The 23,914-nt window shown below is 61.0% G+C and carries 23 protein-coding genes and 4 tRNA genes; 17 read left to right on the top strand and 10 right to left on the bottom strand.

Annotation, left to right across the window (positions count from 1 at the left end; genetic code table 11):
* The first annotated feature begins 1 nt into the window (after position 1).
* Both G5195_RS08895 and mdtD read left to right on the top strand, forming a co-directional pair.
* Entirely contained in the window at positions 2 to 610 is a 609-nt protein-coding gene (locus G5195_RS08895) for a TetR/AcrR family transcriptional regulator (RefSeq protein WP_157161853.1), read from the top strand.
* An 11-nt stretch (positions 611 to 621) separates the two neighbouring features.
* Positions 622 to 2,037, top strand: coding sequence for a multidrug transporter subunit MdtD (mdtD, locus tag G5195_RS08890; RefSeq protein WP_421236037.1), 1,416 nt, complete (start codon positions 622 to 624; stop codon positions 2,035 to 2,037).
* Here mdtD and G5195_RS08885 read toward each other — a convergent pair.
* From G5195_RS08885 to folB, 3 genes are all read right to left on the bottom strand, one after another.
* A complete protein-coding gene (locus G5195_RS08885) occupies positions 2,009 to 2,497 on the bottom strand; it encodes a YbaK/EbsC family protein (protein ID WP_005336108.1) in 489 nt (162 codons plus the stop codon). The two genes, mdtD and G5195_RS08885, sit on opposite strands and share 29 nt — an antisense overlap.
* A gap of 126 nt (positions 2,498 to 2,623) precedes the next feature.
* Positions 2,624 to 3,133: a 2-amino-4-hydroxy-6-hydroxymethyldihydropteridine diphosphokinase gene (gene folK / locus G5195_RS08880; RefSeq protein WP_107684303.1), complete on the bottom strand. Its 510-nt coding sequence runs from the start codon at positions 3,131 to 3,133 to the stop codon at positions 2,624 to 2,626.
* Positions 3,133 to 3,504 carry a dihydroneopterin aldolase gene (gene folB / locus G5195_RS08875; protein ID WP_270905374.1) on the bottom strand — a complete coding sequence of 124 codons (372 nt, stop codon included), beginning with the start codon at positions 3,502 to 3,504 and terminating at the stop codon, positions 3,133 to 3,135. Before folB ends, folK begins: the two co-directional genes overlap by 1 nt.
* Before the next feature lie 157 nt (positions 3,505 to 3,661).
* Here folB and plsY point away from each other — a divergent pair, with 157 nt between their 5' ends.
* The 6 genes from plsY (at position 3,662) to G5195_RS08845 (ending at position 6,017) form a co-directional block, all read left to right on the top strand.
* Positions 3,662 to 4,324: a glycerol-3-phosphate 1-O-acyltransferase PlsY gene (gene plsY / locus G5195_RS08870; RefSeq protein ID WP_421223143.1), complete on the top strand. Its 663-nt coding sequence runs from the start codon at positions 3,662 to 3,664 to the stop codon at positions 4,322 to 4,324.
* 47 nt (positions 4,325 to 4,371) lie between these two features.
* A tRNA-Phe gene (locus G5195_RS08865) sits at positions 4,372 to 4,447 on the top strand.
* Positions 4,448 to 4,499: 52 nt separating this feature from the next.
* A tRNA-Thr gene (locus tag G5195_RS08860) sits at positions 4,500 to 4,575 on the top strand.
* 3 nt (positions 4,576 to 4,578) lie between these two features.
* Positions 4,579 to 4,654: transfer RNA gene (locus G5195_RS08855), tRNA-Phe, on the top strand.
* 8 nt (positions 4,655 to 4,662) lie between these two features.
* Positions 4,663 to 4,738, top strand: a tRNA-Asn gene (locus tag G5195_RS08850).
* Between the two features lie 106 nt (positions 4,739 to 4,844).
* Entirely contained in the window at positions 4,845 to 6,017 is a 1,173-nt protein-coding gene (locus G5195_RS08845) for a nucleoside recognition domain-containing protein (protein WP_421223145.1), read from the top strand.
* A gap of 76 nt (positions 6,018 to 6,093) precedes the next feature.
* On the opposite strand, the gene G5195_RS08840 is transcribed toward G5195_RS08845, so the two are convergent.
* Positions 6,094 to 6,786, bottom strand: a complete 693-nt coding sequence (locus tag G5195_RS08840) for a B3/4 domain-containing protein (RefSeq protein WP_158113363.1) — start codon at positions 6,784 to 6,786, stop codon at positions 6,094 to 6,096.
* Between the two features lie 442 nt (positions 6,787 to 7,228).
* Here G5195_RS08840 and G5195_RS08835 point away from each other — a divergent pair, with 442 nt between their 5' ends.
* Complete coding sequence (locus G5195_RS08835; RefSeq protein WP_103252344.1) at positions 7,229 to 7,684, top strand: hypothetical protein; 456 nt, start codon at positions 7,229 to 7,231, stop codon at positions 7,682 to 7,684.
* Positions 7,685 to 8,118: 434 nt separating this feature from the next.
* On the opposite strand, the gene argH is transcribed toward G5195_RS08835, so the two are convergent.
* The 5 genes from argH to argC all read right to left on the bottom strand — a co-directional run bounded on the left by argH (position 8,119) and on the right by argC (position 13,766).
* Positions 8,119 to 9,504, bottom strand: coding sequence for an argininosuccinate lyase (gene argH, locus G5195_RS08830; protein ID WP_103252246.1), 1,386 nt, complete (start codon positions 9,502 to 9,504; stop codon positions 8,119 to 8,121).
* Between the two features lie 210 nt (positions 9,505 to 9,714).
* A complete protein-coding gene (locus G5195_RS08825) occupies positions 9,715 to 10,950 on the bottom strand; it encodes an argininosuccinate synthase (RefSeq protein WP_042053571.1) in 1,236 nt (411 codons plus the stop codon).
* 68 nt (positions 10,951 to 11,018) lie between these two features.
* On the bottom strand, positions 11,019 to 11,930 hold the full coding sequence (locus tag G5195_RS08820; RefSeq protein WP_421236036.1) for an ornithine carbamoyltransferase: 912 nt from the start codon (positions 11,928 to 11,930) through the stop codon (positions 11,019 to 11,021).
* 25 nt (positions 11,931 to 11,955) lie between these two features.
* On the bottom strand, positions 11,956 to 12,735 hold the full coding sequence (gene argB, locus G5195_RS08815) for an acetylglutamate kinase (RefSeq protein WP_421223148.1): 780 nt from the start codon (positions 12,733 to 12,735) through the stop codon (positions 11,956 to 11,958).
* A 23-nt stretch (positions 12,736 to 12,758) separates the two neighbouring features.
* The gene (argC, locus tag G5195_RS08810; RefSeq protein WP_421223149.1) at positions 12,759 to 13,766 is read right to left on the bottom strand and encodes an N-acetyl-gamma-glutamyl-phosphate reductase; all 1,008 of its coding nucleotides are present in this window, start codon (positions 13,764 to 13,766) and stop codon (positions 12,759 to 12,761) included.
* A 271-nt stretch (positions 13,767 to 14,037) separates the two neighbouring features.
* Here argC and argE point away from each other — a divergent pair, with 271 nt between their 5' ends.
* The 6 genes from argE (at position 14,038) to G5195_RS08780 (ending at position 21,750) form a co-directional block, all read left to right on the top strand.
* Positions 14,038 to 15,183 carry an acetylornithine deacetylase gene (gene argE / locus G5195_RS08805; RefSeq protein ID WP_421223151.1) on the top strand — a complete coding sequence of 382 codons (1,146 nt, stop codon included), beginning with the start codon at positions 14,038 to 14,040 and terminating at the stop codon, positions 15,181 to 15,183.
* Between the two features lie 231 nt (positions 15,184 to 15,414).
* Entirely contained in the window at positions 15,415 to 18,048 is a 2,634-nt protein-coding gene (gene ppc, locus G5195_RS08800) for a phosphoenolpyruvate carboxylase (protein ID WP_115522987.1), read from the top strand.
* 351 nt (positions 18,049 to 18,399) lie between these two features.
* The gene (gene ybaK / locus G5195_RS08795) at positions 18,400 to 18,864 is read left to right on the top strand and encodes a Cys-tRNA(Pro) deacylase (protein WP_139463594.1); all 465 of its coding nucleotides are present in this window, start codon (positions 18,400 to 18,402) and stop codon (positions 18,862 to 18,864) included.
* 136 nt (positions 18,865 to 19,000) lie between these two features.
* A complete protein-coding gene (locus G5195_RS08790; RefSeq protein ID WP_421209416.1) occupies positions 19,001 to 19,894 on the top strand; it encodes a hypothetical protein in 894 nt (297 codons plus the stop codon).
* A gap of 67 nt (positions 19,895 to 19,961) precedes the next feature.
* Positions 19,962 to 20,753, top strand: coding sequence for a substrate-binding periplasmic protein (locus tag G5195_RS08785; RefSeq protein WP_421172485.1), 792 nt, complete (start codon positions 19,962 to 19,964; stop codon positions 20,751 to 20,753).
* A 112-nt stretch (positions 20,754 to 20,865) separates the two neighbouring features.
* Positions 20,866 to 21,750, top strand: coding sequence for a hypothetical protein (locus tag G5195_RS08780; protein ID WP_421209414.1), 885 nt, complete (start codon positions 20,866 to 20,868; stop codon positions 21,748 to 21,750).
* Here the strand turns inward: G5195_RS08780 and G5195_RS08775 are convergent.
* A complete protein-coding gene (locus G5195_RS08775) occupies positions 21,744 to 22,628 on the bottom strand; it encodes a LysR family transcriptional regulator (protein WP_216952181.1) in 885 nt (294 codons plus the stop codon). The two genes, G5195_RS08780 and G5195_RS08775, sit on opposite strands and share 7 nt — an antisense overlap.
* 134 nt (positions 22,629 to 22,762) lie before the next feature.
* Between G5195_RS08775 and G5195_RS08770 the strand changes: the two genes are divergently transcribed.
* Both G5195_RS08770 and G5195_RS08765 read left to right on the top strand, forming a co-directional pair.
* Positions 22,763 to 23,164, top strand: coding sequence for a CidA/LrgA family protein (locus G5195_RS08770; protein WP_113740422.1), 402 nt, complete (start codon positions 22,763 to 22,765; stop codon positions 23,162 to 23,164).
* Positions 23,157 to 23,846, top strand: coding sequence for an LrgB family protein (locus G5195_RS08765; RefSeq protein ID WP_042081343.1), 690 nt, complete (start codon positions 23,157 to 23,159; stop codon positions 23,844 to 23,846). Before G5195_RS08770 ends, G5195_RS08765 begins: the two co-directional genes overlap by 8 nt.
* The last annotated feature ends 68 nt before the right edge of the window (positions 23,847 to 23,914 follow it).

Genomic DNA, 23,914 nt, shown 5'->3' with positions numbered 1-23,914 from the left:
AATGAACATTTCACCCCGTAGTCAGCAGAAGCGGGCTGCGATCCTCGATGCTGCCGGGCGGCTCTTCTGTCAGCACGGTCTGCATCTGGTCAGCATGGACATGGTGGCCAGTGAAGCGGGCGTCTCCAAGCAGACGGTCTACAGCCATTTTGCCAACAAGGAGTCGCTGTTTGCCGAAGCGGTGGGCAGCAAGTGCGTCAGCAGTGAGCTGATGCCGGAGGTATTGTTGCGTGGCAACAATGTGCGGGAGAGCCTGATTGCCTTTGGTCGCAGCTTTCGCAAGTTGATCCTGAGCGATGATGCCATCAATATCTTTCGCACCTGCATCAGCTGCAACGATACCCAGCTGGCCACCCTTTTTTTCGAGGCGGGCCCGCTCTATGTGACCGAGATGCTGTCCAACTGGCTGGAGCAGCAGAAGCAGCAAGGCCTGCTGTGCCATCAAGACAGTGAACAGGCCGCCTTGCAGCTGTTGCTGATGTGGCAGGGCAAGGAGCGCATGCTCCGTGAGCTGGGTCTGCCGTTGACCCAGAGCGCTGCCGAGCAGGATGCCTGGACCCTGAGTTGTGTCGATCTCTTCCTGACCGCCGCCGCTCCCCCGCAAAAATAATGGAGGTGGCAATGAGCCACACAGTGACAGATGCCCAGCGCAAGTGGCTGCCCCTGCTGGCGGCGGTCGGTTTCTTTATGCAGGCGCTGGATGGCACCATTCTCAACACCGCCCTGCCCAGCATGGCCGAGACCTTGGGAGAGAGCCCGCTGCAGATGCAGTCGGTGATCATTGCCTACATGCTGACGGTGGCGTTGCTGATCCCGGCCTCTGGCTGGCTGGCAGACAGATTCGGCACCCGTCGCATCTATCTGGCCGCCATCTCGCTCTTTACCCTCGGCTCGCTCGCCTGCGCCGCCTCCAATTCGCTCTCCATGCTGGTGGCCGCCCGGGTGTTGCAGGGGATTGGCGGTGCGCTGTTGATGCCGGTGGGACGGTTGGCGGTGCTGCGGGTCTATGACAAGCACGAGCTGCTGCGGGTGATGTCGTTTGTCACCATTCCGGGGCTGCTCGGCCCGTTGATGGGGCCGGCACTCGGTGGCTGGCTGGTGGAAGTGGCGAGCTGGCACTGGGTATTTCTCATCAACCTGCCGGTGGGGTTGCTCGGCTTTATCGCCAGCTGGCACTTTATGCCGGAGCTGTGGCAGCAGACCGCCCGGTTCGACTGGCAGGGCTTTGTGATGTTCAGCGTCGGCATGGTGCTGGTGTCGGTCGGCTTGCAGGGTCTGGGGGAGCACAGCATCTCCACCGGTTGGGCGCTGTTTGCACTGATCTTCGGCTTGGCGGCGATGGCGAGCTACTGGCTCTATGCCGCCAATGCACCGCAGCCGCTCTTTAGCCTGAACCTGTTCAAGACCGCCACCTTTGCCATCGGCATCTGGGGCAACCTGTTTGCCCGCCTCGGCAGCGGCGCCATGCCTTTCCTCACCCCGCTGTTTCTGCAGCTGGGGCTCGGTTTCTCCCCGAGCAAGGCGGGGATGACCATGATCCCCACCGTGATTGGCGCCATGCTGACGAAGACGCTGGTTAACAAGCTTATTCCGAAGGTGGGCTATCGCCGCATCCTGATCGGCAACACCCTGTTGCTGGGGGCGATGATCGCCAGCTTCTACTTTATCGACAACCAGCTCCCCTACGGGGTCTTGCTGGGCTGGCTGGCGATCTTCGGCGCCATCAACTCGCTGCAGTTCTCCGCCATGAACACTCTCACGCTGCAAGATCTCAGCCCGACCCTGGCCAGCAGTGGCAACGGTCTGCTTTCGGTAGTGATGCAACTCTCCATGAGTTTGGGGGTGGCGATTGCCGCCAGCCTGCTCGGGCTCTTCTCGGCGGGTACCTCAGCGGGCACCTTAGCGGCCGAGGGCCAGTGGCTGGCCGGGTTCCACCTTACCTACCTCTGTGTCGGGCTGCTCTCCATGCTGGCGGCGCTGATCTTCGCCCAGCTGGCGCGTGATGGGGCTACGCCGTCGGTGCGGGCAGATAGCTGACCTCGCAGGGGAGCTGCGCCAGCACTTCGGCCAGATGCTCGGTCGCCAGCAGAAAGGTCTGCTCCGGGTGGCCCGGAGTCCAGGTGAAGGCGGTGTGGTTGAGCAGTTGCGGATCCACCAGTAGCGGAATATCGGCGCGGGGCAGGAAGGGGCACACCGCCCCCGGCAGGCAGCCAATCTCCGCCTGCATCTCTTCGGCGGTGCAGATGGAGGGCTTGGCACCGAGTGCGGCCTTGACCGCCTTGTTGTCGAGCCGTCCGTCCCTGTGGGTCAGCAGCAGGGCGAAGCGGCCATCCTTGAACTTGAGAAACAGGGTCTTGCTGAACTCCGCCTGCCAGCCGAGGCGGGCCTTGACCTTTTCATCGGTGGCGTAGTCGAGGATGGGTTCATGCTCATAGCGCTGGTGGGGCAGTTCTGCCAGCAGTTGGCAGTTGAAATGGTGAATGGTATCGAGTGGCATGGGGTTCTCCTGTAGTGGGCGCTATCCTGCCAGCCTCGCAGGGTCAGGCCCAATGACACTTTCTTATCCGTGATAAGCAACCCTGTCTGTGCAAACAACAAGGGCGCCGTGAGGCGCCCTTGCGGATCAGTGATGCTGCAATTCGCACGCTTCCCAGTGAAAGGGAATGGGGCACAGCTGCTGGGAGGCCTTGTCATAGGCTTGCCACAGCTCGCCCATGGTGCGGCCATCGACGGGGTGGCGCAGTTTGGGGGCCAGCTCGGCCAGTGGCCAGAGCACGAAGGCGTTGGTGAGCACTTCACCGCGCGGCAGCACCAGCGGGGTGTCGCAGACCAGATCGCCATAGAGCAGTAGGTCGAGATCCAGGGTGCGCGGGGCGAACTTCTTGGCATCCGGCTCACGGCCGTGGGCGAACTCCATGGCCCGCAGTCGCTGGCAGACGGTGGTCAGCGGCAGATCGGTCTCGGCAGCCGCCACCAGGTTGTAGAAGGGGCGGCCGTTGAAGCCGACCGCCTCACTCTCGAATACCCGGGAGACCCGCAGCTCACCAAATTCGGCGTGCAGGGCATCGAGCCCGGCACGGATATGGCGCTCCCGCTCGATGTTGGAGCCCAGGCTGATATAGATGGTGGTCATCAGTTGCTGCTCGCGGCCGGCGTGCGATGGCGCAGGATCTCGACGCCGACCCCGGCGGCATTGGGCACGGCGCCCGGCTTGGTGAGGGTCACCTTGACCCACTGCACCCGCGCGTCGGTCAGAACCAGCATGGCGACCTGCTCGGCCATGGTCTCGACCAGCTCGACCACCTTGCCGCTGACATGTTCGCAAATCTTGTTGGAGAGGTCGGCATAATCCAGTGCCAGATTAATGTCGTCGGTTGCTGCCGCGGGGCGGTTGTCGAACCCCATCTCGAGGTCAAAACGGAGCTTTTGGCGAATGCCCTTCTCCCACTCATATACACCTATGGTGGTCAAAACTTCGAGTCCGCGAATAAACACCTTGTCCATGACTGTACTTCTTCTTTACTCTTGATGGGCTGTGATGACAGCGCAGGGATGCTGGCCGGGCAACAGGCTTGCCGAGGCGCTCTGGGTGGGCATGGGCCCATGCCAGCGTATGTGGCCCGCATCATACCCCATTCATATCGTGGTAAAAACGACCAAGATGACGGCCCTGACGATTTTGATGATTATTCTGGCCTACCTGGGTGGTTCTCTATCCAGTGCAGTGCTGGTTTCCCGCATCACGGGTCTGCCGGATCCCCGTGACCACGGCTCCCACAATCCGGGAGCTACCAATGTGCTGCGCCTCGGCGGCCGGATGGCGGCACTGGTGGTGTTGCTGCTCGATGTGCTCAAAGGGACGGCTCCCGTCTATCTCGCCTGGTATCTGCAGATCAAACCCGTCTACCTCGGCTTTATCGGGGTCGCCGCCTGTCTCGGCCACATGTACCCCCTCTTCTTTCATTTTCGTGGCGGCAAGGGGGTGGCGACGGCGCTCGGTACCATGCTGCCCATCGGCTTTACCATGGGGGGCGCCGTGATTGGCACCTGGCTGCTGGTGCTGCTGGTGAGCGGCTACTCCTCGCTGGCCTCCATCATTACCGTTTTGCTGACGCCGCTCTTTACCTACCTGCTCAAACCCGAATATACCCTGCCAGTCTCGCTGCTCTCCTGCCTTATCCTGCTCCGCCATCACGAGAACATCTCCCGCCTGCTCAAGGGGGAAGAACCCAGAGTCTGGGGGCGAAAACGTGCGGCCTGTGCCGAGGAAGTGGCAGAAATGGACGATGCTGCGCAAAAAAGAGACGAACGAGACAAAAAGTGAAATTTCCCGTTGACCATCCGCCTTAAAATCCGTTTAATAGCGCCCACGCCCAGATAGCTCAGTCGGTAGAGCAGGGGATTGAAAATCCCCGTGTCGGCGGTTCGATTCCGTCTCTGGGCACCAAATTTTGGTGCCATGAAATAAAAATTTGTTCATGCACAATGGTTTAAAGTGTGCCGGCTTAGCTCAGTAGGTAGAGCAACTGACTTGTAATCAGTAGGTCACCAGTTCGATTCCGGTAGCCGGCACCATTTGCCCAGATAGCTCAGTCGGTAGAGCAGGGGATTGAAAATCCCCGTGTCGGCGGTTCGATTCCGTCTCTGGGCACCACGAATAATTCCTCCTTAGCTCAGTCGGTAGAGCGACGGACTGTTAATCCGCAGGTCGCTGGTTCGAGCCCAGCAGGAGGAGCCAAACCGAAAAGCCCTTGTCGCAAGACAAGGGCTTTTTTTCATTGGTTCAACACCGCTCTTTTACCATAACAACAATCACACACGCACAGAATGACGGCAGGATAGATATGGAAAATCAAGTAGTTATAGACTCAAAGGGGCGACTGGCCACCATCCGCGAGTGGCTTGAGCCCGTGCTGGTGCTTCTGATCCTGGGCAGCCTGTTTGGCTACCTCGGCAGCCAGATGGGCCTCTCCGCCATGGTCAACACCCTGTTCAATACCGCCCACCAGCTGCTGCTCAATACCGTGCTCTTTATCATGGGGATCACCGTACTTTCCGGCGCCCTCAGCCAGCTGCTGAGCGAATTCGGGGTGATCCGACTGCTGGAGGTGCTGCTGGCACCCCTGATGAAACCGGTGTTTCGTCTGCCCGGTCGCACCGCCCTGGCGGCGCTGATGACCTTCTTCTCCGACAACCCGGCGGTGATCAGCCTCGCCAAGGACAGCCGCTTTCGCAAGGGCTTCACCCCCTGGCAGCTAGTGTCGCTCACCAACTTCGGCACAGCCTTTGGCATGGGGCTGATCGTGGTGACCTTTATGGCCACCTTGCAGCTGCCGGGCGGTGAATCCACTGCAAGCGCGGCGCTCATCGGGTTGCTCGGCGCTCTGGTAGGCTCGGTGGTCTCTACCCGATTGATGCAACGGATGATCCGCCCGCTGGTGGGCGAGGTGCTGGACGATGAGCCGACTGATGCCAAGGGGCACAAGGTCGGGGTGACCAAAGAGGCGGCTCCCGGCTGGCTGCGGATCCTCAACTCTCTGCTCGATGGCGGCAAATCCGGTGTGGAGCTGGGGATGGCGGTGATCCCGGGTGTGCTCATCATCAGTACCTTCGTCATGCTGCTCACCTTCGGCCCCGGCGACAAGGGCTATACCGGCGAAGCCTTCCAGGGGGTAGCCCTGCTGCCGGTGCTGGCTGCCAAGGCTGGCTGGCTGTTTGACCTGCTGTTTGGCTTCCAGCAGCCGGAGCTGGTCGCTTTCCCCGCCACCTCGCTCGGTGCGGTCGGTGCCGCCATGTCGCTGGTGCCCCCCTTTATCGCCAAAGGGTGGATCACCGGTAACGAGGTCGCGGTGTTTACCGCCATGGGGATGTGCTGGAGTGGCTTCCTGAGCACCCACACCGCCATGCTGGATGCTCTCGGTTATCGCCACCTCACCTCCCGCGCCATCGTCGCCCACACCATCGGCGGCCTGTGCGCCGGGGTAGCCGCTCACCAGCTTTATATGCTGCTGGGCTGAGCAGGGTGAAAAGAGAGAGGGGCGCTGTGGCGCCCCTCTCTGTATCTATCGGTGACGAGTTGGCTCGTCCTTCGGTTTACTCAACATAGCCGAGCAGGCTCTGTGCGATCACCGCTTCCGGCATCATCTCCCGCAGCCCGGCGATCAGTTTTTCCCCCGCCTCATGCAGCGCAGCCAGCGGCATCTCGGTCAGGCTCTCCAGAATGAACCACATCTGGCCCGAATCGACACTGAGTCGGGTACGCACACCCTGCCGCCAGTTCCAGCGCCGACAGGTGACCCCCTTGTCATCCCGCCAGACCACCTCGCCGGGTTCCGGAGATTCGTGTGCGGGTTCGCCCCCCTTCATGGTATCGAACTGCTCGCTGCCATCGGCTACCACCAGTCGCGGTAGTCCCTCATAGGTGAGCAGGTTTTCGCCCCCCACCGGAATGGCGTAGCGGATACTGATGGCGTTGTAGAGATCGACTACGGGATCGATGGCGGGCAGGTTGCCATCGCGGGCGACCCGCTTTCTCAGAGCCTCGGCGGAACAGGGAGTCCGCTGCGGCTTGGCGCCAAATTTTCTGAACAGCTCGCCCCAGGCGGCGAGATGCGCCTCTGCCCACGGCACATCTGCGGTCAGCATGGCGGTGCAGGCTTCATCAAGGGCGCGCGCCCCCACGTTCGGGTCGACCACGGCGGCGGCCTGCACCGTGATGCTCAAAGCGCGAAAGCCGGGAGCCAGCTGGTTGACTTCGGGGGAGATATAGGGGGTGATCAGGGACATAGCGACTCCATAAACGAAAGAGGCTGGGAGAAGGCGGCTGCCGGCCAGCATAGCGGCAACGGCAAATCCGGTTTGAGAGCCATCATGCGCGAACATGTTAGATAAGAAAATTTACATGATCTTAATGCCCATAAGTTTAATGAATGAAAAATGACGTGATCAAGGGGATGGCGGGCATGTAGCGGTATATAGCGAAGAGGAGCCCTGCCGTCTCCGGTTTGCTGCGGTAATGCCCCTTTGCCGCCTGGAACTGCAGCGGCAGCCGCTGGCCGCCCGGCTCTCTTGTGATGACCTCAGTTGCAATGCCCAAGCACGAGGCGGTCACTCAAATTGCTAGGTTGTTCAATGAGTTGGCTATGGTTGGCGTTTTTTCATCGTTCTGGCCCCGCTTATGCATTCCTCTTGGCAACACCATCAAGGGTCGTTGTCGCGGAGAGATATCATGATCAGCAACCAGCTTCCCCTTGCCTCTATCGCCCTCAAGCTGGGCAGTCAGCTGCTCGGCAGCAGTGCCAAACCCGAGTCTGTGCAGCAAACAGTGCAGGAAGATCGCCTCGCCCCTACCGTCCAGAGCTTGTTCCAGCGGCTGGGAATCAAGGATGCCAATAGCGAGCAGAACCGCGCTGCCATCAACCACTTTATGGGGGAGCTGATGCAGACTCTGGGGCAGGAGAATGGCGGCCAATCCCTCCCTGCCGCCATCGATAGCGCCCGTAGCCAGTTGGCCAATGGTACCCAGAGCACCCGCCTCGATGCCCTGCAAAGCGAGCTCGATACCCTCAAGGATTCCCTCGGTGCCAGCCATCTCAACCTCGACCAGCTGCTCGGCACCTTTAAACAGACCCTGCCCAATGGCAAGGGGGAGGGGGTGGGCAAACTGCTCAATGCCAGTGCGTGAAATGCCTGAACAGTATCGACTTTAGTAGATGACGAGCCTGTCAATAAATAATCTGGTAGCGTATTCGTGTGGATGTGATGCAAAGCGTGACTATGGCTATTTCCTAGGAATAGCCCACCCGTTTCATATCCATAGAAGAGAGGAATTCATATCTTTCTATTCGTGGAGAATCAAAGATGTTTTCAATCAAATCAATGAAATGTAAGAAATGCAGTAACCACTTCAAAGGGTTCGTGCTGGGTTCTTTCAACGTAATGAGTGAATACACTGCAGCTTGCCCAGCTTGTGGATATATCGTGTCAGTTTATGGAAGTGGTGAATTCATTGATAAGGCAATACCTGCAAATGCCATTATGTTGAAAAGCGCTTAAAGCCAAGATAAAGCAAGAGGGGGAGCGATTGCTCCCCCTCTTATTTTCCAAATACATCAGAGATCAACCCGCCCGTTTGGCCAGCCACAGCTCTGCGGCAGTGAGGGCTGCCTCAACCTGCTCGCGGGCGACGCCGCCTTTGGCGACCCGCTTGGCCAGGGTCGCTTCCAGTTCCAGATTGGGGTAGACGTCGAACTCGATCACCGGGCTGAAACGCTGGAATTCACCGATGGAGAGCTCCTCCAGCGGTTTGCCCACGCTGATGGCAAAGACCACGGTTTCGCCGACGATATGGTGCGCTTCACGGAACGGAATCCCCTTGGCAACCAGATAGTCCGCCAGCTCGGTGGCGTTGGCGTAGCCGCCTTGCGCCGCCGCCATGGTGCGTTCGCCGTTGACCTTCAGATCGATCAGCACCAGCGCCGCCATATCGAGGCAGTCGTGCCAGGTGTCGAGGGCATCGAACAGCCCCTCCTTGTCTTCCTGCATGTCCTTGTTGTAGGCCAGCGGCAGCGCCTTGAGGCTCATCAGCATGCCCATCTGGGCGCCGACCACCCGGCCGGTCTTGCCACGGATCAGCTCCAGCGCATCCGGGTTCTTCTTCTGCGGCATCAGCGACGAGCCGGAAGTGACCGCATCGGAGAGCTCGACAAAGCCCGCCTCGCCGGTGTTGTAGAAGATAAGGTCTTCGGCAAAGCGCGACAGGTGGGTCATGGAGAGGGACGCCACGTGCATCAGCTCCACTACGTGATCCCGATCGGAGACCGAATCCAGACTGTTGCGGGTGGCGCCACCAAAGCCCATGTCGAGCGCCAGCGCTTCGCGGTCGATGGCATAGGCAGTGCCCGCCAGCGCGCCGCAGCCGAGCGGGCTGGTGTCGAGCCGCTTGAGGGCATCCTGTAGCCGGGAGTAGTCCCGCTCCAGCATCTCCACATAGGCCAGCGCCCAGTGAGCGAAGGTGACCGGTTGGGCCCGCTGCAGGTGGGTGTAACCGGGCAGCACCGCGGCCTGATTGGCACGGGCGGAGGCGACCAGTCCCTGCTGCAGGGCGGTGATGGAGCCGAGCAGCAGCTCACCCTGCGCCTTGCACCAGAGTTTCAGGTCGGTGGCGACCTGATCGTTGCGCGAGCGGCCGGTGTGCAGCTTCTTGCCAAGATCGCCGACGGCGGCAATCAGCTGGCTCTCGACCCAGGAGTGGATATCTTCGGCATCCGAATTGAGGATCTGCTGGGGATCCTGCTGCACCGAGGCGAGCAGTACCTCCATCGCCTGCTGCAGTTTGCCCTGCTCGTCACTGGTCAATACGCCCACCTTGACCAGCGCTTTGGCCCAGGCCATGGAGCCCTGAATATCCTGCTCCGCCAGCCGGTAATCGAACCGCAGCGAATCGTTGAACTGCTTGAACCGGCTATCGGCTCCCTGACTGAAGCGTCCACCCCAAAGTGCCATACTGCTCTCCTTGAATGCGTTGTCGACGGCGCCCTGGCCGCCGAGCTTGAAATCGTGCCCTGTTTTTCTGCGAGCCTGTTATCTCACAGAAGCGGCCGGGGCGCTGCCGCTCTTGTCACACCCGCCGATGATGGGTCAGGGGTTATGCCCTCTGCCTATAGAAGAGGGGGCCATGCCCCCTCAACGGAATCAACGGGTTATCGCGCTTGCTTAGCCGTGGGTGTGATCGCCACCGATAGCCTGATGTTGCTCCTTCATGGCGCGGATCCGGCTGGCCAGGGTGTAGAGACGGATAAAGCCTTCGGCATGGCTCTGGTCATACACTTCATCGGCGCCGAAGGTGGCGAAATCTTCGGAGTAGAGGCTGTTCGGCGACTTCTTCTGCACCGCGGTGACCTGACCCTTGTACATCTTCAGCACCACTTCACCGTCCAGATCTTCGGCGATGGCGTTGGCCGAGGCGAGGATCGCCTTGCACAGCGGGGTGAACCAGCGACCGTCATAGACCAGATGGGAGAACTCGGCACCCAGCTTCTCCCGCCAGGCGCGGGTCGGGCGATCCAGTACCAGCTCTTCCACCGCGCGCAGCGCGGCGACCATCACGGTACCGCCCGGGGTTTCGTAGCAGCCGCGGGACTTCATCCCCACCATCCGGTTTTCGGTGATGTCGATGCGGCCCACGCCGTGCTTGCCGGCACGCTCGTTCAGGGTCATCAGGATCTGGTGCGGGCTGAGCGGCTGGTCGTCAACGGCCACCACTTCACCCTGCGCCACGGTCAGCTTGACGTACTCCGGCTGGTCCGGTGCCTGCTCGGCCGGTACGGTCCACTGCCAGACCGCTTCGGAGGGCTCGTTCCAGGTGCTCTCCAGCTCGCCACCCTCGGTGGAGATGTGCCAGGCGTTGGCATCGCGGCTGTAGATCTTCTTCAGGGTCGCCTTGCAGGGGATGTTGCGGGTCTCCAGATAGGAGAGCAGATCTTCCCGGGAGCGCATGTCCCAGATCCGCCACGGGGCGATCACTTTCAGCTGGGGCGCCAGCGCGGCAACCGCACCTTCGAAACGCACCTGATCGTTACCCTTGCCGGTGCAGCCGTGGGAGATGGCATCGGCCCCTTCCGCCAGCGCCGCCTCGACCATCGCCTTGGCGATCACCGGACGGGCCATGGAGGTGCCCAGCAGATAGGTGCCCTCATAGACGGCGCCGGTCTTCAGGGTCGGATAGACGTACTCTTTGACGAACTCTTCCCGCAGATCCTTGATGATGCACTTGGTGGCACCGGAGGTGATGGCCTTCTGCTCGATCCCTTCCAGATCGTCGCGCTCCTGGCCCACGTCGGCCACGAAGGCGATGATTTCGGCGTCATAGTGCTCTTTGAGCCAGGGGATGATGGCCGAGGTATCCAGTCCACCCGAGTAAGCCAGTACGATCTTGTTGATTCCGCTCATGTTACTTCTCTCCGTGATGATTCGATGATGATTCAATAAAAGGGTCGTGATTCAGGTTGAGTGCCGCGTTACTTGCCACCCAGAAGGGTCAGCAACACGGCGTTCTGGATATGCATCCGGTTTTCGGCCTCGTCCATGATGAGGGAGGCGGGGCCATCCATCACCTGCGAGGTGATCTCCAGCTCCCGGTGCGCCGGTTGGCAGTGCAGCACATGCTGGATGCCGGTGCGGTCGAGCAGGGCCTGATTGATCTGGTAAGGCATAAAGAGGTCTTTGACCTGCTCCATCGGGGTGTTGTCGCCCATGGAGACCCAGGTATCGGTGTAGGCCACGTCGAACCCTTCGATATCTGCCACGTCATCGCTGATGTGGATGGTCGCCCCCGACTTGGCCGACAGAGCCTGCGCCTGCAGGAAGATCTGGGTATCCGGGCCGTGGCCTTTCGGGCAGATCAGGGTGACGTCGGTGCCCAGGGTCGCCCCCAGCAGCAGCAGAGAGTGGCTGACGTTGTTGCCATCACCGAGGTAGGCAAGCTTCACCTTCGACAGGTCGTCGTAGTGCTCGGCAATGGTCATAAAGTCGGCCAGCCCCTGACAGGGGTGGTAGAGGTTGCACAGGCTGTTCACCACCGGCACTGTGCCGTGCGCTGCCAGCTCGACCAGGGTCTGGTGATCGAACACCCGGGCGACGATGGCATCACACCAGCGCGACAGGTTGGCGGCGAAATCTTTCACCGACTCCCGCTTGCCCAGCGCGCCGTTCTGCTGATCCAGATAGACGCTGTGGCCGCCCAGTTTGGCGATGCCGATGTCGAAGGTGACCCGGGTGCGCAGGGAGGGCTTCTCGAACAGGGTGACCACGCTCTTGCCGGCCAGCGCCTGGCTGTACTTCTTCGGGTCGGCTTTCACTGCTTTGCCCAGCGCAATCAGCGCTTCAATCTGGGCTTTGTTCAGATCACTGTCTTTCAGAAGATGTTGCATCGGATGTTCCTTTTTCCGGCCAGGGTTAGAGGGTGACTTGAGTGCCGACCGCGCCGCCAGCCAGCAGCTTGAGCAGCTGATCCGGGTAACGCCAGCTGGCGACACAGACCGGCTTGCCGAGGGTCTGGGCGGCGTGCAGGGCCGCTTCTACCTTGACCGCCATGCCATCGCGGATCACCCCTTTCTCCATCAGATCCAGTGCGGTCAGCTTGTCGAGCTGGGGCACCAGCTTGCCCTTGCCATCGAGGATGCCGCTCACATCGGAGAGCATCACCAGATCGGCACCGAGCGCCTCGGCAATGGCGGTGGCCGCCTGATCCGCGTTGACGTTCATCAATTGCCCGTCGGCTGTGATGCCGATGGAGCTCACCACCGGCAGGAAGCCCTGACCGAGGATGCCTGCCACCAGTGCCGGATTGCCCGGCTTGCACTCGCCGACCGCGCCGAGATCCGGGTCGAGCTGGGTCACCTGACACAGGCCACCATCTGCCAGACAGAGCCCCACAGCCGGAATGCCGGTGGCGATTGCCTTGGCCATCATCTGTTTGTTGGCAGTGCCCGCCAGCGCGCCGGCGATGAAGGGGATCTGCTCGAACGGGGTCACCCGCAGGCCATTCTTCTTGGTAGAGGTGAGACCCAGCCCCTTGAGCAGGTCATCCACCAGACAGCCACCGCCGTGTACCAGCACCAGCGGGCGGTGCTGATCGTCGAGAAAGGTTTTGAGGGTGGCGAACAGGGCGGTCAGCGCCTCGTCGTTCTCGATAAGGGCACCGCCCAGCTTGATTACCAGAGTCTGCTTGTTCATCGTTGCAATCCTTCCTTGAGTCCTTAAATCAGGCCGGTGGCCGGTTCAAATCCGAATTTGATATTTATGCACTGCATGGCCTGGGAGGCGGCGCCCTTGAGCAGGTTGTCGATGGCGGATACCACCACCAGCATGTTGCCCTGCTGTTGCCAGGCGATATCGCAGTAAGGGGTGTTTGCCACACCGCGAATAGAGGGCATCTGGCCGGTGAGGCGCACCAGCGGCTTGCCTTCGTAAGCCTTGAGGAAGGCCTGATCCACCTGGGTCGGCGTCACGCCGTCCGCCAGCTGCACATAGATGGTGGCCAGAATGCCGCGCACATAGTTGCCAAGGTGGGGCTGGAACAGCACCTCCTTGCCGAGGTGGTGGCTGATCTCCGGCTGGTGTCTGTGGTTGAAGGTGCCGTAAGGGTTGAGGCTCACTTCGCAGAAGCTGGTGTTGATGGCCGCTTTGCGACCGGCGCCGGAAACCCCGGAGACGGCGTTGATGATGGGCTGCCACCCCTTGGCAATCAGGCCATCCTGCTGCAGCGGCTTGAGGGCGCACAGCGATGCTGTCGGGTAGCAACCGGGTACGGCTACCAGCTGGGCGCTGGCGATGGCATCGGCATTCCACTCGGCCAGACCGTAGGCGGCCTGATCCAGCCACTGTTCGCTGTCGTGGGTGAATCCGTAGAAGCTGTCGTAAAAGCCCTGATCCTTGACCCGGAAGGCGCCGGAGAGATCGAACACCGACAGCCCCTTGGCGAGAAACTTGGGGGCAAGCGTGGCGCTCACCTCGTGGGCGGTGGCCAGCAGCACCAGATCGGCCTGGGTCAGGATCCGGGTCATGCCGTCGTCGTCCAGCGGCAGCAGCGGCTGATCGAGGGCGCCGACCCACTGGGGATGCAGGGAAGAGAAGCGCTTGTGGGCATCCTGACTGCCGGCGGAGACATAGAGGCCGAACAGTTTGAGTTGTGGGTGGTTCTGTACCAGTGCGGCCAGTTCGGCTCCCGCGTAGCCACTGGCACCGACGATAACGGTGTTAAGCATGTTGAATATTCCAAGTCAGAGTTCGAGATTCACAGCATGGTGCTGCAGTGCACAAGGGGGTTCGATCGCCCCTTTGCACAAGTGCGGAGGGGCAATTCAGGCGGATGTGTGTCGTCGGTTATAGATCAGGTGACAGAACATTAACTTTCCCTTACAACTAGAAGCCTTTGTTGATGAGCCAGATATTCAGGTAAAATTACAGAATATTCATGCACTCACTTTGCATTTGTATTTTCTAACAGAAACATTCCGGGGACGCAAGGAGGAGCTGATGGCCAATCTGGATTTTTTTTCACTTTATAAGAATATTATTGCGATTCCCTCTATCAGCAGCACGGATCCCAAGTGGGATCAGAGCAATGAGGCGGTGATCCGGCTGCTGGCCGACTGGTTCGGTCAGCTCGGTTTTCAGTGCGAGGTGACGGCGCTCCCCGATCTGCCGGGCAAATTCAATCTGGTGGCGACGATGGGTCAGGGGGAGGGCGGTCTGCTGCTGGCGGGTCACACAGATACGGTGCCGTTCGATGAGGGGGGTTGGAGCAAGGATCCCTTCAAGGTGACCGAAGAGGGCAATCGTCTCTATGGCCTCGGCACCATCGACATGAAGGGCTTCTTCGCCTTTATCGTGGAGGCGCTCAAAGATATTGACCTCACCAAGCTGACCAAGCCGCTGCGCATTCTCGCCACTGCCGACGAAGAGACCACCATGGCGGGGGCCCGCGCCATCGCCGCGGCGGCCGAGCTCAAACCCGACTACGCCGTGATTGGCGAGCCGACCGGACTGGTGCCGGTGGTGGCCCACAAAGGGCACATGTCGGAGGCGATCCGCATTACCGGCAAGAGCGGTCACAGCTCGGATCCCGCCAACGGCGTCAACGCCATGGAGATCATGCACAAGGCGATGGGGCAGGTGCTGCGCTTGCAGCAGGATCTGAAAGATCGCTACGCCGACCACCGCTTTGCCGTGCCGCAGCCGACCCTGAACCTGGGTTACATTCAGGGGGGCGACAGCCCGAACCGCATCTGCGGCTGTTGCGAGCTGCATATCGACCTGCGACCCACCCCGCAGGTGGGGCCGGATGAGCTGATGGGGATGCTCAAAGAGGCACTGTCGCCCATCGAGATCCACCAGCCGGGCTGCCTGCATCTGCAACATCTGCACGAGCCCATTCCCGCCTACGCCTGCGCCGACGACTCTGTGCTGGTGCGCGAAGCAGAGAAGGCGAGCGGTCGCGCCGCCGAGTCGGTCAACTACTGCACCGAGGCGCCGTTTATCCAGCAGCTTGGCTGCCAGACCATCGTCATGGGCCCCGGCCATATCACCCAGGCGCACCAGCCTGATGAGTATCTCGACCTCTCCTTCGTCAAGCCGACCATCTCGGTGTTGCAACACCTGATCAGACGTTTTTGCCTGTAGCGGCAGCGGTGAAAGGGGCATAAAAACTGTAAGTAAGTTACATAACAAGCCGGTTGTGGAGTGGTGATGGAAATACATGTTCTGAATCGGCCTGTTATTTGACCTTGCGCAGACAATCTGGGTAGATTGTCACCCTAAGATGACGGAGCATATGTTGTAATCGCACAACAATAAGTGAGGTCGTCTAGCACCCCGGATGGGTGTCAGGCACCAACAAGATAAGGATGTGGAATGAACGAAAAGTACGCCGCACTACGCGCCAACGTAGGTATGCTGGGTCAGCTGCTGGGTAAATCCATCAAGGATCATCAGGGTCAGGCCTTTCTCGACAAGATCGAAACCATTCGCCAATTGGCCAAGTCCTCCCGCAAGGGCAATGAATCAGACCGGGAACGTCTGCTCGATACCCTGCGCACCCTGAGCGATGACGAACTGCTGCCGGTGGCTCGCGCCTTCAGCCAGTTCCTCAATCTGGCCAACGTGGCGGAACAGTTCCACACCATCTCCCGTCGCTGCGAAGAGCAGGTCTGCACCCCGGATCCGCTGGAGCAGATGTTCGACAAGCTGAAAGCATCCAACCTGTCGCAGGAAGCCATCATCCAGGCCGTGCGCGAGCTGGATATCGATCTGGTGCTGACCGCTCACCCCACCGAGGTGACCCGTCGCACCCTGATCCACAAGCACGTACAGCTCAACGACTGCCTCGAGGCGCTGGAGCTCTCCGACCTGCTGCCCCGCGAGCGGGACAAGATCCTCAATCGCATCGAGCAGCTCATCAATCAGGCGTGGCACACCAACGAGATCCGCGAACAGCGCCCGACACCGGTCGACGAGGCCAAGTGGGGCTTCGCCGTGGTGGAGAACAGCCTGTGGCCCGCCATTCCCGAATTCATGCGCAATCTGGACGAGCGTCTGCAACACCATCTGGGTGTGCGGCTGCCGCTGGATGCCGCGCCGGTCAAGTTCACCTCCTGGATGGGCGGTGACCGTGACGGCAACCCCTTCGTCACCGCCAAGGTGACTGCCGAAGTGCTGGAGCTGGGCCGCTGGATGGCGGTGAGCCTGTTCTACAAAGACATCAAGGAGCTCACCTCCGAGCTCTCCATGTCTGACTGTACCGACGCCGTGCGCGCTCGCGTTGGCGATCACCCCGAGCCCTACCGTGCGCTGGTGCGCGAGCTGCGTGAAGCGCTGCGCGAGACCAAGGAGCACCTCACCGCCAAGGTGCAGGGCCAGGCGAGCGAGAGCCAGGATCTGGTCAAGACCACCGCCCAGCTGCGCGAGCCGCTGGAGCTCTGCTACCACTCATTGCACGCCTGCGGCATGGGCAACATCGCCGATGGCATGCTGCTGGATGTGCTGCGCAAGGTCGCCTGTTTCGGCATCCATCTGGTCAAGCTCGATATCCGTCAGGATGGCGAGCGTCACGGGCTGGTCTTCTCCGAGCTGACCCGCTATCTGGGTCTGGGTGACTACGCCGAGTGGAGCGAAGATGACAAGCAGGCCTTCCTGCTCAACGAACTGAACTCCCGCCGCCCGCTCATTCCCCACGACTGGGAACCGAGCGCCGAGGTGCGCGAGACGCTGGATACCTGTCAGGTTATCGCCGAGCACGACCCCGATGCGTTCGGTATCTACATCATCTCCATGGCCGGTGCGCCGTCCGACGTGCTGTCGGTGCAACTGCTGCTCAAAGAGGCGGGCTGCAAGTTCCGCATGCCGGTCGCCCCGCTGTTTGAAACCCAGGATGACCTGATGGCAGGCACCGCCGTGATGGAGCGTCTGCTCTCGGTGGACTGGTATCGCGGCTACATTCAGGGCCGTCAGTACGTGATGATCGGCTACTCCGACTCTGCCAAGGATGCGGGCATGATGGCCGCCGGCTGGGCCCAGTACGCCGCCATGGAATCCCTTGTGGGTCTGGCCGAAGCCAACAATATCCGCCTCACCCTGTTCCATGGCCGTGGCGGTACCGTCGGTCGTGGTGGTGCCCCTGCCCATCAGGCCATCCTCTCCCAGCCGCCGGGATCCCTGCGCGGCGGTCTGCGTACCACCGAACAGGGGGAGATGATCCGCTTCAAGTTCGGTCTGCCGAAAGTGGCGATCAAGAGTCTGGAGCTCTACACCAGCGCCGTGCTGGAAGGGAACCTGCTGCCGCCGCCCAAGCCGAAAGAGTGCTGGCGCGAGGTGATGGAACAGCTGGCCGCCGACTCCTGCGATCACTACCGAAGCATTGTGCGCGGTCATCCGGACTTCGTCCCTTACTTCCGTGCCGCCACCCCGGAGATGGAGCTCGGCAAGCTGCCGCTCGGCTCCCGTCCCTCCAAGCGCAAGCCTAACGGCGGCGTCGAGAGCCTGCGCGCCATTCCGTGGATCTTCGCCTGGACCCAGAACCGCCTGATGCTGCCGGCTTGGCTCGGTGCCCACAAGGCGCTGCAGCAGGCCATCGACGGCGGCAAGCTGGCGGTGTTGGAAGAGATGAGCGCCCAGTGGCCCTTCTTCCGCACTCGCCTCGAGATGCTGGAGATGGTGTTCCTCAAGGCGGACGTCTGGCTTGCCGAATACTACGACACCCGTCTGGTGCCGCAGGAGCTGTGGGGCCTTGGCAAACAGCTGCGTCAGGAGCTCGCCGAATCCATCGAGGTGGTGCTGAAACTGAGCCCGCGCGGGGATCTGCTGGAGGATCAGCCCTGGATCAAGGAGTCCATCAAGCTGCGCAACCCCTACACAGACCCGCTCAACGTGCTGCAAGCCGAGCTGCTCAACCGCTCCCGCAACCACCCGGAGACCCTGCACCCCGAGCTGGACAAGGCGCTGATGGTCACCATCGCCGGTATTGCCGCAGGTATGCGCAACACCGGTTGATCGCCAGCCCAAGCCAGCAGGCTTCAGCAATATCCATCAAGCCAAAGGGCGCCGACACGACGCCCTTTGTTTTTTGTTGCCCAGCAGAATTCGGCTCGATGGGAACCCCACCCATGTTTTGGACTGTATTTTGTAGGGTGCAGCAAGCGCAGCGCATTGTACGGCTCGGAAATAATTTTATCCCTGACTCGTCCTGTGTTTAATTCGGCAAGCAGCACAATTCACCTTGTTCATTGCTCTCTACTCATTACCGGTGATGGGTACAGATTTCCCCTCCGGCTTGCATCCCTCGCCATGCAGGCGCAGACTGTTTGGCCTTGTTTTTATGCGATTCGATTCAAGGCAACCATCATGACTCCTGCCATCAACCTGCTGAAGAAGCTCAAGATTCCCCACAAGCTCTACCCCTACGAGTGCGACGCCCACGACGATTTCGGCAAGCATGCCGCGACCCAGCTCGGGTTGCCGGAGGCGCAGGTGTTCAAGACTCTGGTTGCCCATCACGACAAGCAGGCGGTGGTGGCCATCGTTCCCTCATCCGGCATGTGCAGTCTGAAACAGCTGGCCAAGGCGACCGGTCTCAAGAAGGTGGAGATGATGAAACCGGCGGAAGCGGAGAAGCTGACCGGCTACAAGGTGGGTGGCATCAGCCCGCTGGCCCAGAAGAAATTGTTGCCCACTGTGCTCGACGAGTCGGCGCTGCAGTTTGACGAGATCCTGGTGAGCGGCGGCAAGCGCGGCCTCTCGGTCGGCGTGGCGCCGCAGGATATGCTGACGCTGATGAAGTGGATCGCCGCACCTATCGGCGAAGAGTAGTGCCGGGCAAGGTGTGAACCCGCTATCCGGGCCTGTGGTGGCCCGGATTGCCCCACCTGTGAGCGGGCGCGAGCCCTGTGCTCAACGGGGTGCGTGTCAGTCTATACTGGGTGAACCCCGTTGTATGAGTTCAGCCATGATGTACCGACTTCTGTTGCTTTGTCTCTGTTTATCCTTCCCCTCTGCCTTGCTGGCTGCCACCCGTTTTACCCTGCTCAGTCCTGAAAACAGTCAGGACATGCGGATGCGTTATTACCGTGAGGTGATGCAGCTGGCGCTAGAGAAAACTCGCTCCGAATATGGTGACTACGAGTTGCTGGACTCCCTGCCGATGAACAAGGCGCGGATGCGGATCGAGGTGCAGGAGCAGGGCAAAAACGCCCTCTTTATTCTCGACAGCTGGCCTTATCAGGGGGAGGCGGTGGCGGATCAGGTGGCATTGATCCCGTTCCCGATCGATATGGGGATCCTCGGCTATCGGGTCTGTTTTGTCGGCTCGGATCGTGCTGCCGAGCTGGCGCGGGTGAACACCCTGGATCAGTTGCGCCACTTCACTCAAGGGGTGGGCACCGGCTGGCAGGATGCGGTGATCCTGCGCAACGGCGGGCTGACGGTACATGAGGTGGATAACTACGAGTCGCTGTTTCGTATGGTGGCACGAGGGCGCATCGATCTCTTCTGTCGTGGGGCCAACGAGATCCTGCCGGAGTGGCAATCTCATCAGGGCAAGGTGGCCGGTTTGACGGTCGATCGCCATCTGGCCCTTTTCTATCCGCTGATCCACGTGTTCTACAGCAATGCCCGCTACGTTCAGGAGCGCGAGCGCCTTGAGCGCGGTCTGCAACTGGCCTGGCAGGATGGTTCGCTCAAACGGCTCTGGCGCCATCACTTCCAACCCTCGCTGGTGTTTGCCAATCTGGGGGCTCGCCAGATTGTCCGGCTCGGCAATCCGCAGTTACCCAAGGACGGTTTTGACTATCGCCCCTACCTTTACAACCCGCTGACGGATGATTTCGGTTCACAACCCTGAGCCGGGTTATCAGGTGCGCAGCTCTGATAGAGTAAGGGAGAGATCATTGCCGCAAAGGAGATGGCCCATGCACGCATCTGCCCTCTCCTTGCTCTTCATCGCGTTGCTGCTGCCTGCCACCGGCGGTGCAGCCCCGGTCTTTACGCTGCGTACCTGCCTCGAAAACAGTGACTCCTACCCCTGGCTGCTGCAATCGGGGGAGGGGATTGTCCAGTATCACCTAAAGGCGGTTGCTACCGCCCTCAATGCCGAGATCGTGCTGACGCCGCTGCCGTGGAAGCGCTGCCTCTCTCGGGTGAGCAGTGGCCAGATGGATGCGGTCATCAAGATGAGCTATAGCGTCGAGCGGGCGACCAGGGTGGGGGTCTATCCCATGCGTGAGGGTAAACCTGACCCCGCCAAGCGGCTGCTGACCGAGAGTTACAGTCTCTACCAGCTCAAGGGTGGCAAAAGCCAGTGGGATGGCTCCACCCTCAGGGTCAAGGGCGTAGTGGCGGCCCAGTCCGGATTTTCCATCGTCGACTTGTTGCAGGCTGCGGGAGCCGAGGTGGATGACTCCAGCCGTGACCCGCTGATCATGTTGAAAAAGCTGGTGATGGATCGGGCGCAGGCGACCGCCATCCAGACCGAGGTGGCCGACAGTATTCTGGTGGCTCATCCCGAGTTGCAGGCCCGCATCGAGCGGCTGTCGCCGGTGCTGGTGGAGAAGCCCTACTATCTGGTCTTCTCTAACCGCTTCTATCAGGCCCATCCCCGACAAAGCCGGCAGGTGTGGGATGCTATCGAGCAGGTGCGCGACTCTGCTGCCTATCAGCGTTATGCAACATCGCTCAGAAGCACACCTCCGGTGGGGGAGTAGGCTGATGGATGCGACTGGCCGAAAAGGGGAGGAGAGCGCGGGGTGGTGGCAGGGCCGAGCAGCCACGCTCAGGGGCTACACTGAAAGTACCCCTTCAGCCAAGGCGCGGTTTATGTCACCCCTGCATCTGCTGGCTGCCGCTCTGCTCTGCGTGTTGTCGCTGACCGGACAGGCGGCCACCCGGTTTACCCATATCAGCCCGGAGAGCGAGCGGGATCCGCGTACCACTTATGATCGGGAGCTGCTGCGGCTCGCCCTCGACAAGACCCGCGACCAGTTTGGCGACTATTTGCTGGAGCCTGCGCCGCCCATGACCAAGGCGCGCGAGCGGCTCAGCATGCAGCTCGACAACTATCCCAACCTCTTTGTAATGGACAGCTACAGCAGCACCCGCGAGGATCTGGGGCTCGCCTATGTCCGTTTTCCCATCCATCTGGGCATCGTCAGCTACCGCATCTGTTTTGTCAGCCCGCAGCAAAAGGCGGCGGTGAGCAAAGTGACCGACCTCAAGGGGCTGCGCCAGTTCACCTTCGGTCAGGGCAAGGGGTGGCTGGATGTGGATATCCTGCGCTACGCCGGGATGGAGGTGGTGGAGGTGGAGGGGTACGAAAAGCTGTTCAAAATGGTGGCGCGGGGCCGCTTCGATCTCTTCTGCCGCGGGGTGAGCGAGCTGCGCAGCGAGCAGCTGACCCACAAGGAGATGACGGATCTGTTGGTGGACGATGCGCTGTTGATCTACTACCCGCTGCCTCGGGTCTTCTACACCAATCCCAACAATCGCGAGGCGCTGCAGCGGGTCGAACGGGGGTTGCAGCTGGCGTGGCAGGATGGCTCGCTACAGGCGCTGTGGCGCAAGAGCTTTGGCCCGGCCATCGCCTTTGCCAAGTTCTCCCAGCGCCGAATGTTGCGACTGGATAATCCCTTCCTCGACGGGATCAGCTTCGATTACCGCCCCTACTTCTACAATCCGCAGACCGATCGCTTCGGCGATTACTGAGGTGCCTGCCGCTGGCGGCAGAGGGCCAACCAAGCCTCGGCGGTGCGCGACAGATAGCGCTCGCTCGGCCAGATCACCCCGAGTCGCCAGCTCAATTCGGGCTCCAGCGGCCGCAGCACCAGACCATCCGGGGTCAGCCGGTGGCAGACCGGCTCCGGCAAGAAGGCGACCCCCATGCCGCTGCGTACCATGGCGGTGAGAAAATCCCACTGGCTGCTGCGCGCCGCCACCTGCGGCACAAAGCCCGCCTCCTGACATGCCTGCTCCAACCGCTCGCTCAGGGTAAACGCCTGGGTATAGAGCAGGAAGGGCTCCTCCTGCAGGGACTCCAGCCGCAGCGGCGTCTCGCCATGCCAGCGGGGTTGATCAGGCAGCACTACCCGGATCGGGTATTGATCCAGCTCCAGCGCGCTGAGGGCGCCTCCCTCTTTGGTCGGCAGCATGGTGATGGCGAGATCCAGCTCCCCCTCCAGCACCGCCTGTTCGATGCGACGGCCGCCGTACTCCACCAGGGTCAGCTCCACCTTGGGATAGCGGGTGCGGTAGGCGCGGATCAGATCCGCATAGACGTGACCCACCATGGGGGGAATGCCGAGGGTGAGGCGACCATGTTGCAGGCTCTGCAGATCCGCCAGTTCGGCCTCCAGCTGCTGCATCTCAGCCAAGATGGTCTGGGCACGGTTGAACAGCACCTGGCCGCTGTCGGTCAGGGTGAAGCGGCGCCCTTCCCGGTTGAGCAGGGGTTGGCCCAGCTCCTCCTCGATATTGCGGATCATCTTGCTGATGGTGGGCTGGGTGACGAACAGCTTTTCAGAGGCGCGGGTGAAGCTTTTTTCCCGTACCAGTTCGACAAAATAGCGCAGGGCGCGAATATCCATGGACTCTCTCGACTCGTGTTGGCGGTTACAGGATTAAGTATGCCTATGTGGCATGAATTCGATAATTTTAATTCATTTCTGGCAGGTTTTGCTCAACTCTATACTGTGAGCCGGTTCACAGAAAGACGATGATCATGAAAGCCCTCTGCTTGCGCTGGTTACAGACTCCCTTCCAGATTGTGTTGCTGGCAGCCATCTGGCTGCTGGCCGATACCGCGGTGCGTACCCTCCATCTGCCGCTGCCTGCCAACCTCACCGGCATGCTGTTGCTGCTGGTCTGCATCCTGCTCGGGGTGGTCAAGGCCGAGTGGTTCAGCGCGGGGGCTCGCTGGCTGCTGGCCGAGATGCTGCTCTTCTTCGTGCCCGCCGTGGTGGCGGTGGTCAACTATCAGGATCTGCTGCTGCAAGAGGGGTGGCGCATCATGGTGGTGCTGCTGGTGAGCACCACGCTAGTGCTCGGCACCACGGCGCTGGTGGTGGACCGGGTCTACCGCCTCGAACTGAAACTGGCCCGCCGGAGTCGCCGTCATGTCTGATACCCTGCTCGGGCTGATCTGCTTCGCTCTTACCCTGCTCTTCTACTACGCCAGCAAATGGCTCTACGGCAAAAAGCGCATCCTGCCGCTGATGCCGCTGCTGCTGGCGCCGACCCTGCTGGTGGCCGTGGTGCTGCTGTTCCACATCCCCTATCAGGATTACATGGCGGAATCCCACTGGCTGCTCTGGCTGCTGGGCCCAGCCACCGTTGCCTTCGCCGTGCCGGTCTACGAGAACCGCCAGCTCATTCGCCGCCACTGGCTATCGCTGTCGGTGGGGGTGGTCGCCTCGGTCATCATGGCGGTGGGGAGTACCGTGCTGCTGGCCCGCTGGCTGGATCTCTCTGACATGTTGCAACGCAGTCTGGCGATGCGTTCCATCACCACGCCATTTGCGGTGGAGGCGACCCGCGCCATCGGCGGTCAGAGCGATCTCACCGCGCTGTTTGTGGTGCTGACCGGGGTGATTGGTATGGCGGTGGGGGAGAGCGTGCTGACCGTGCTGGCCATTCGCAGTCGCCTCGGCAAGGGGGCGGGTTTTGGCGCCTCGGCCCACGGTGCCGGTACTGCCAGGGCTTATCAGATGGGTAATGAGGAGGGAGTGGTCTCCAGTATGGTGATGATGATCGCCGGCATGGTGACCGTGCTGCTGGCGCCCCTGCTGGGCCAGCTGTTCTGGTAGGCCGGACTTCCCTTTAGAAGGCGGCCCATCCCGGCGCTACACTCTAGTGAGCGTGTATTTCCGGGATG

Source organism: Aeromonas sp. 601039, assembly GCF_049174415.1.
Lineage (GTDB): Bacteria > Pseudomonadota > Gammaproteobacteria > Enterobacterales > Aeromonadaceae > Aeromonas > Aeromonas veronii_A.
Note: the sequence above shows the minus strand (reverse complement) of the source record. Positions and strands in the feature narration are given on the sequence as shown.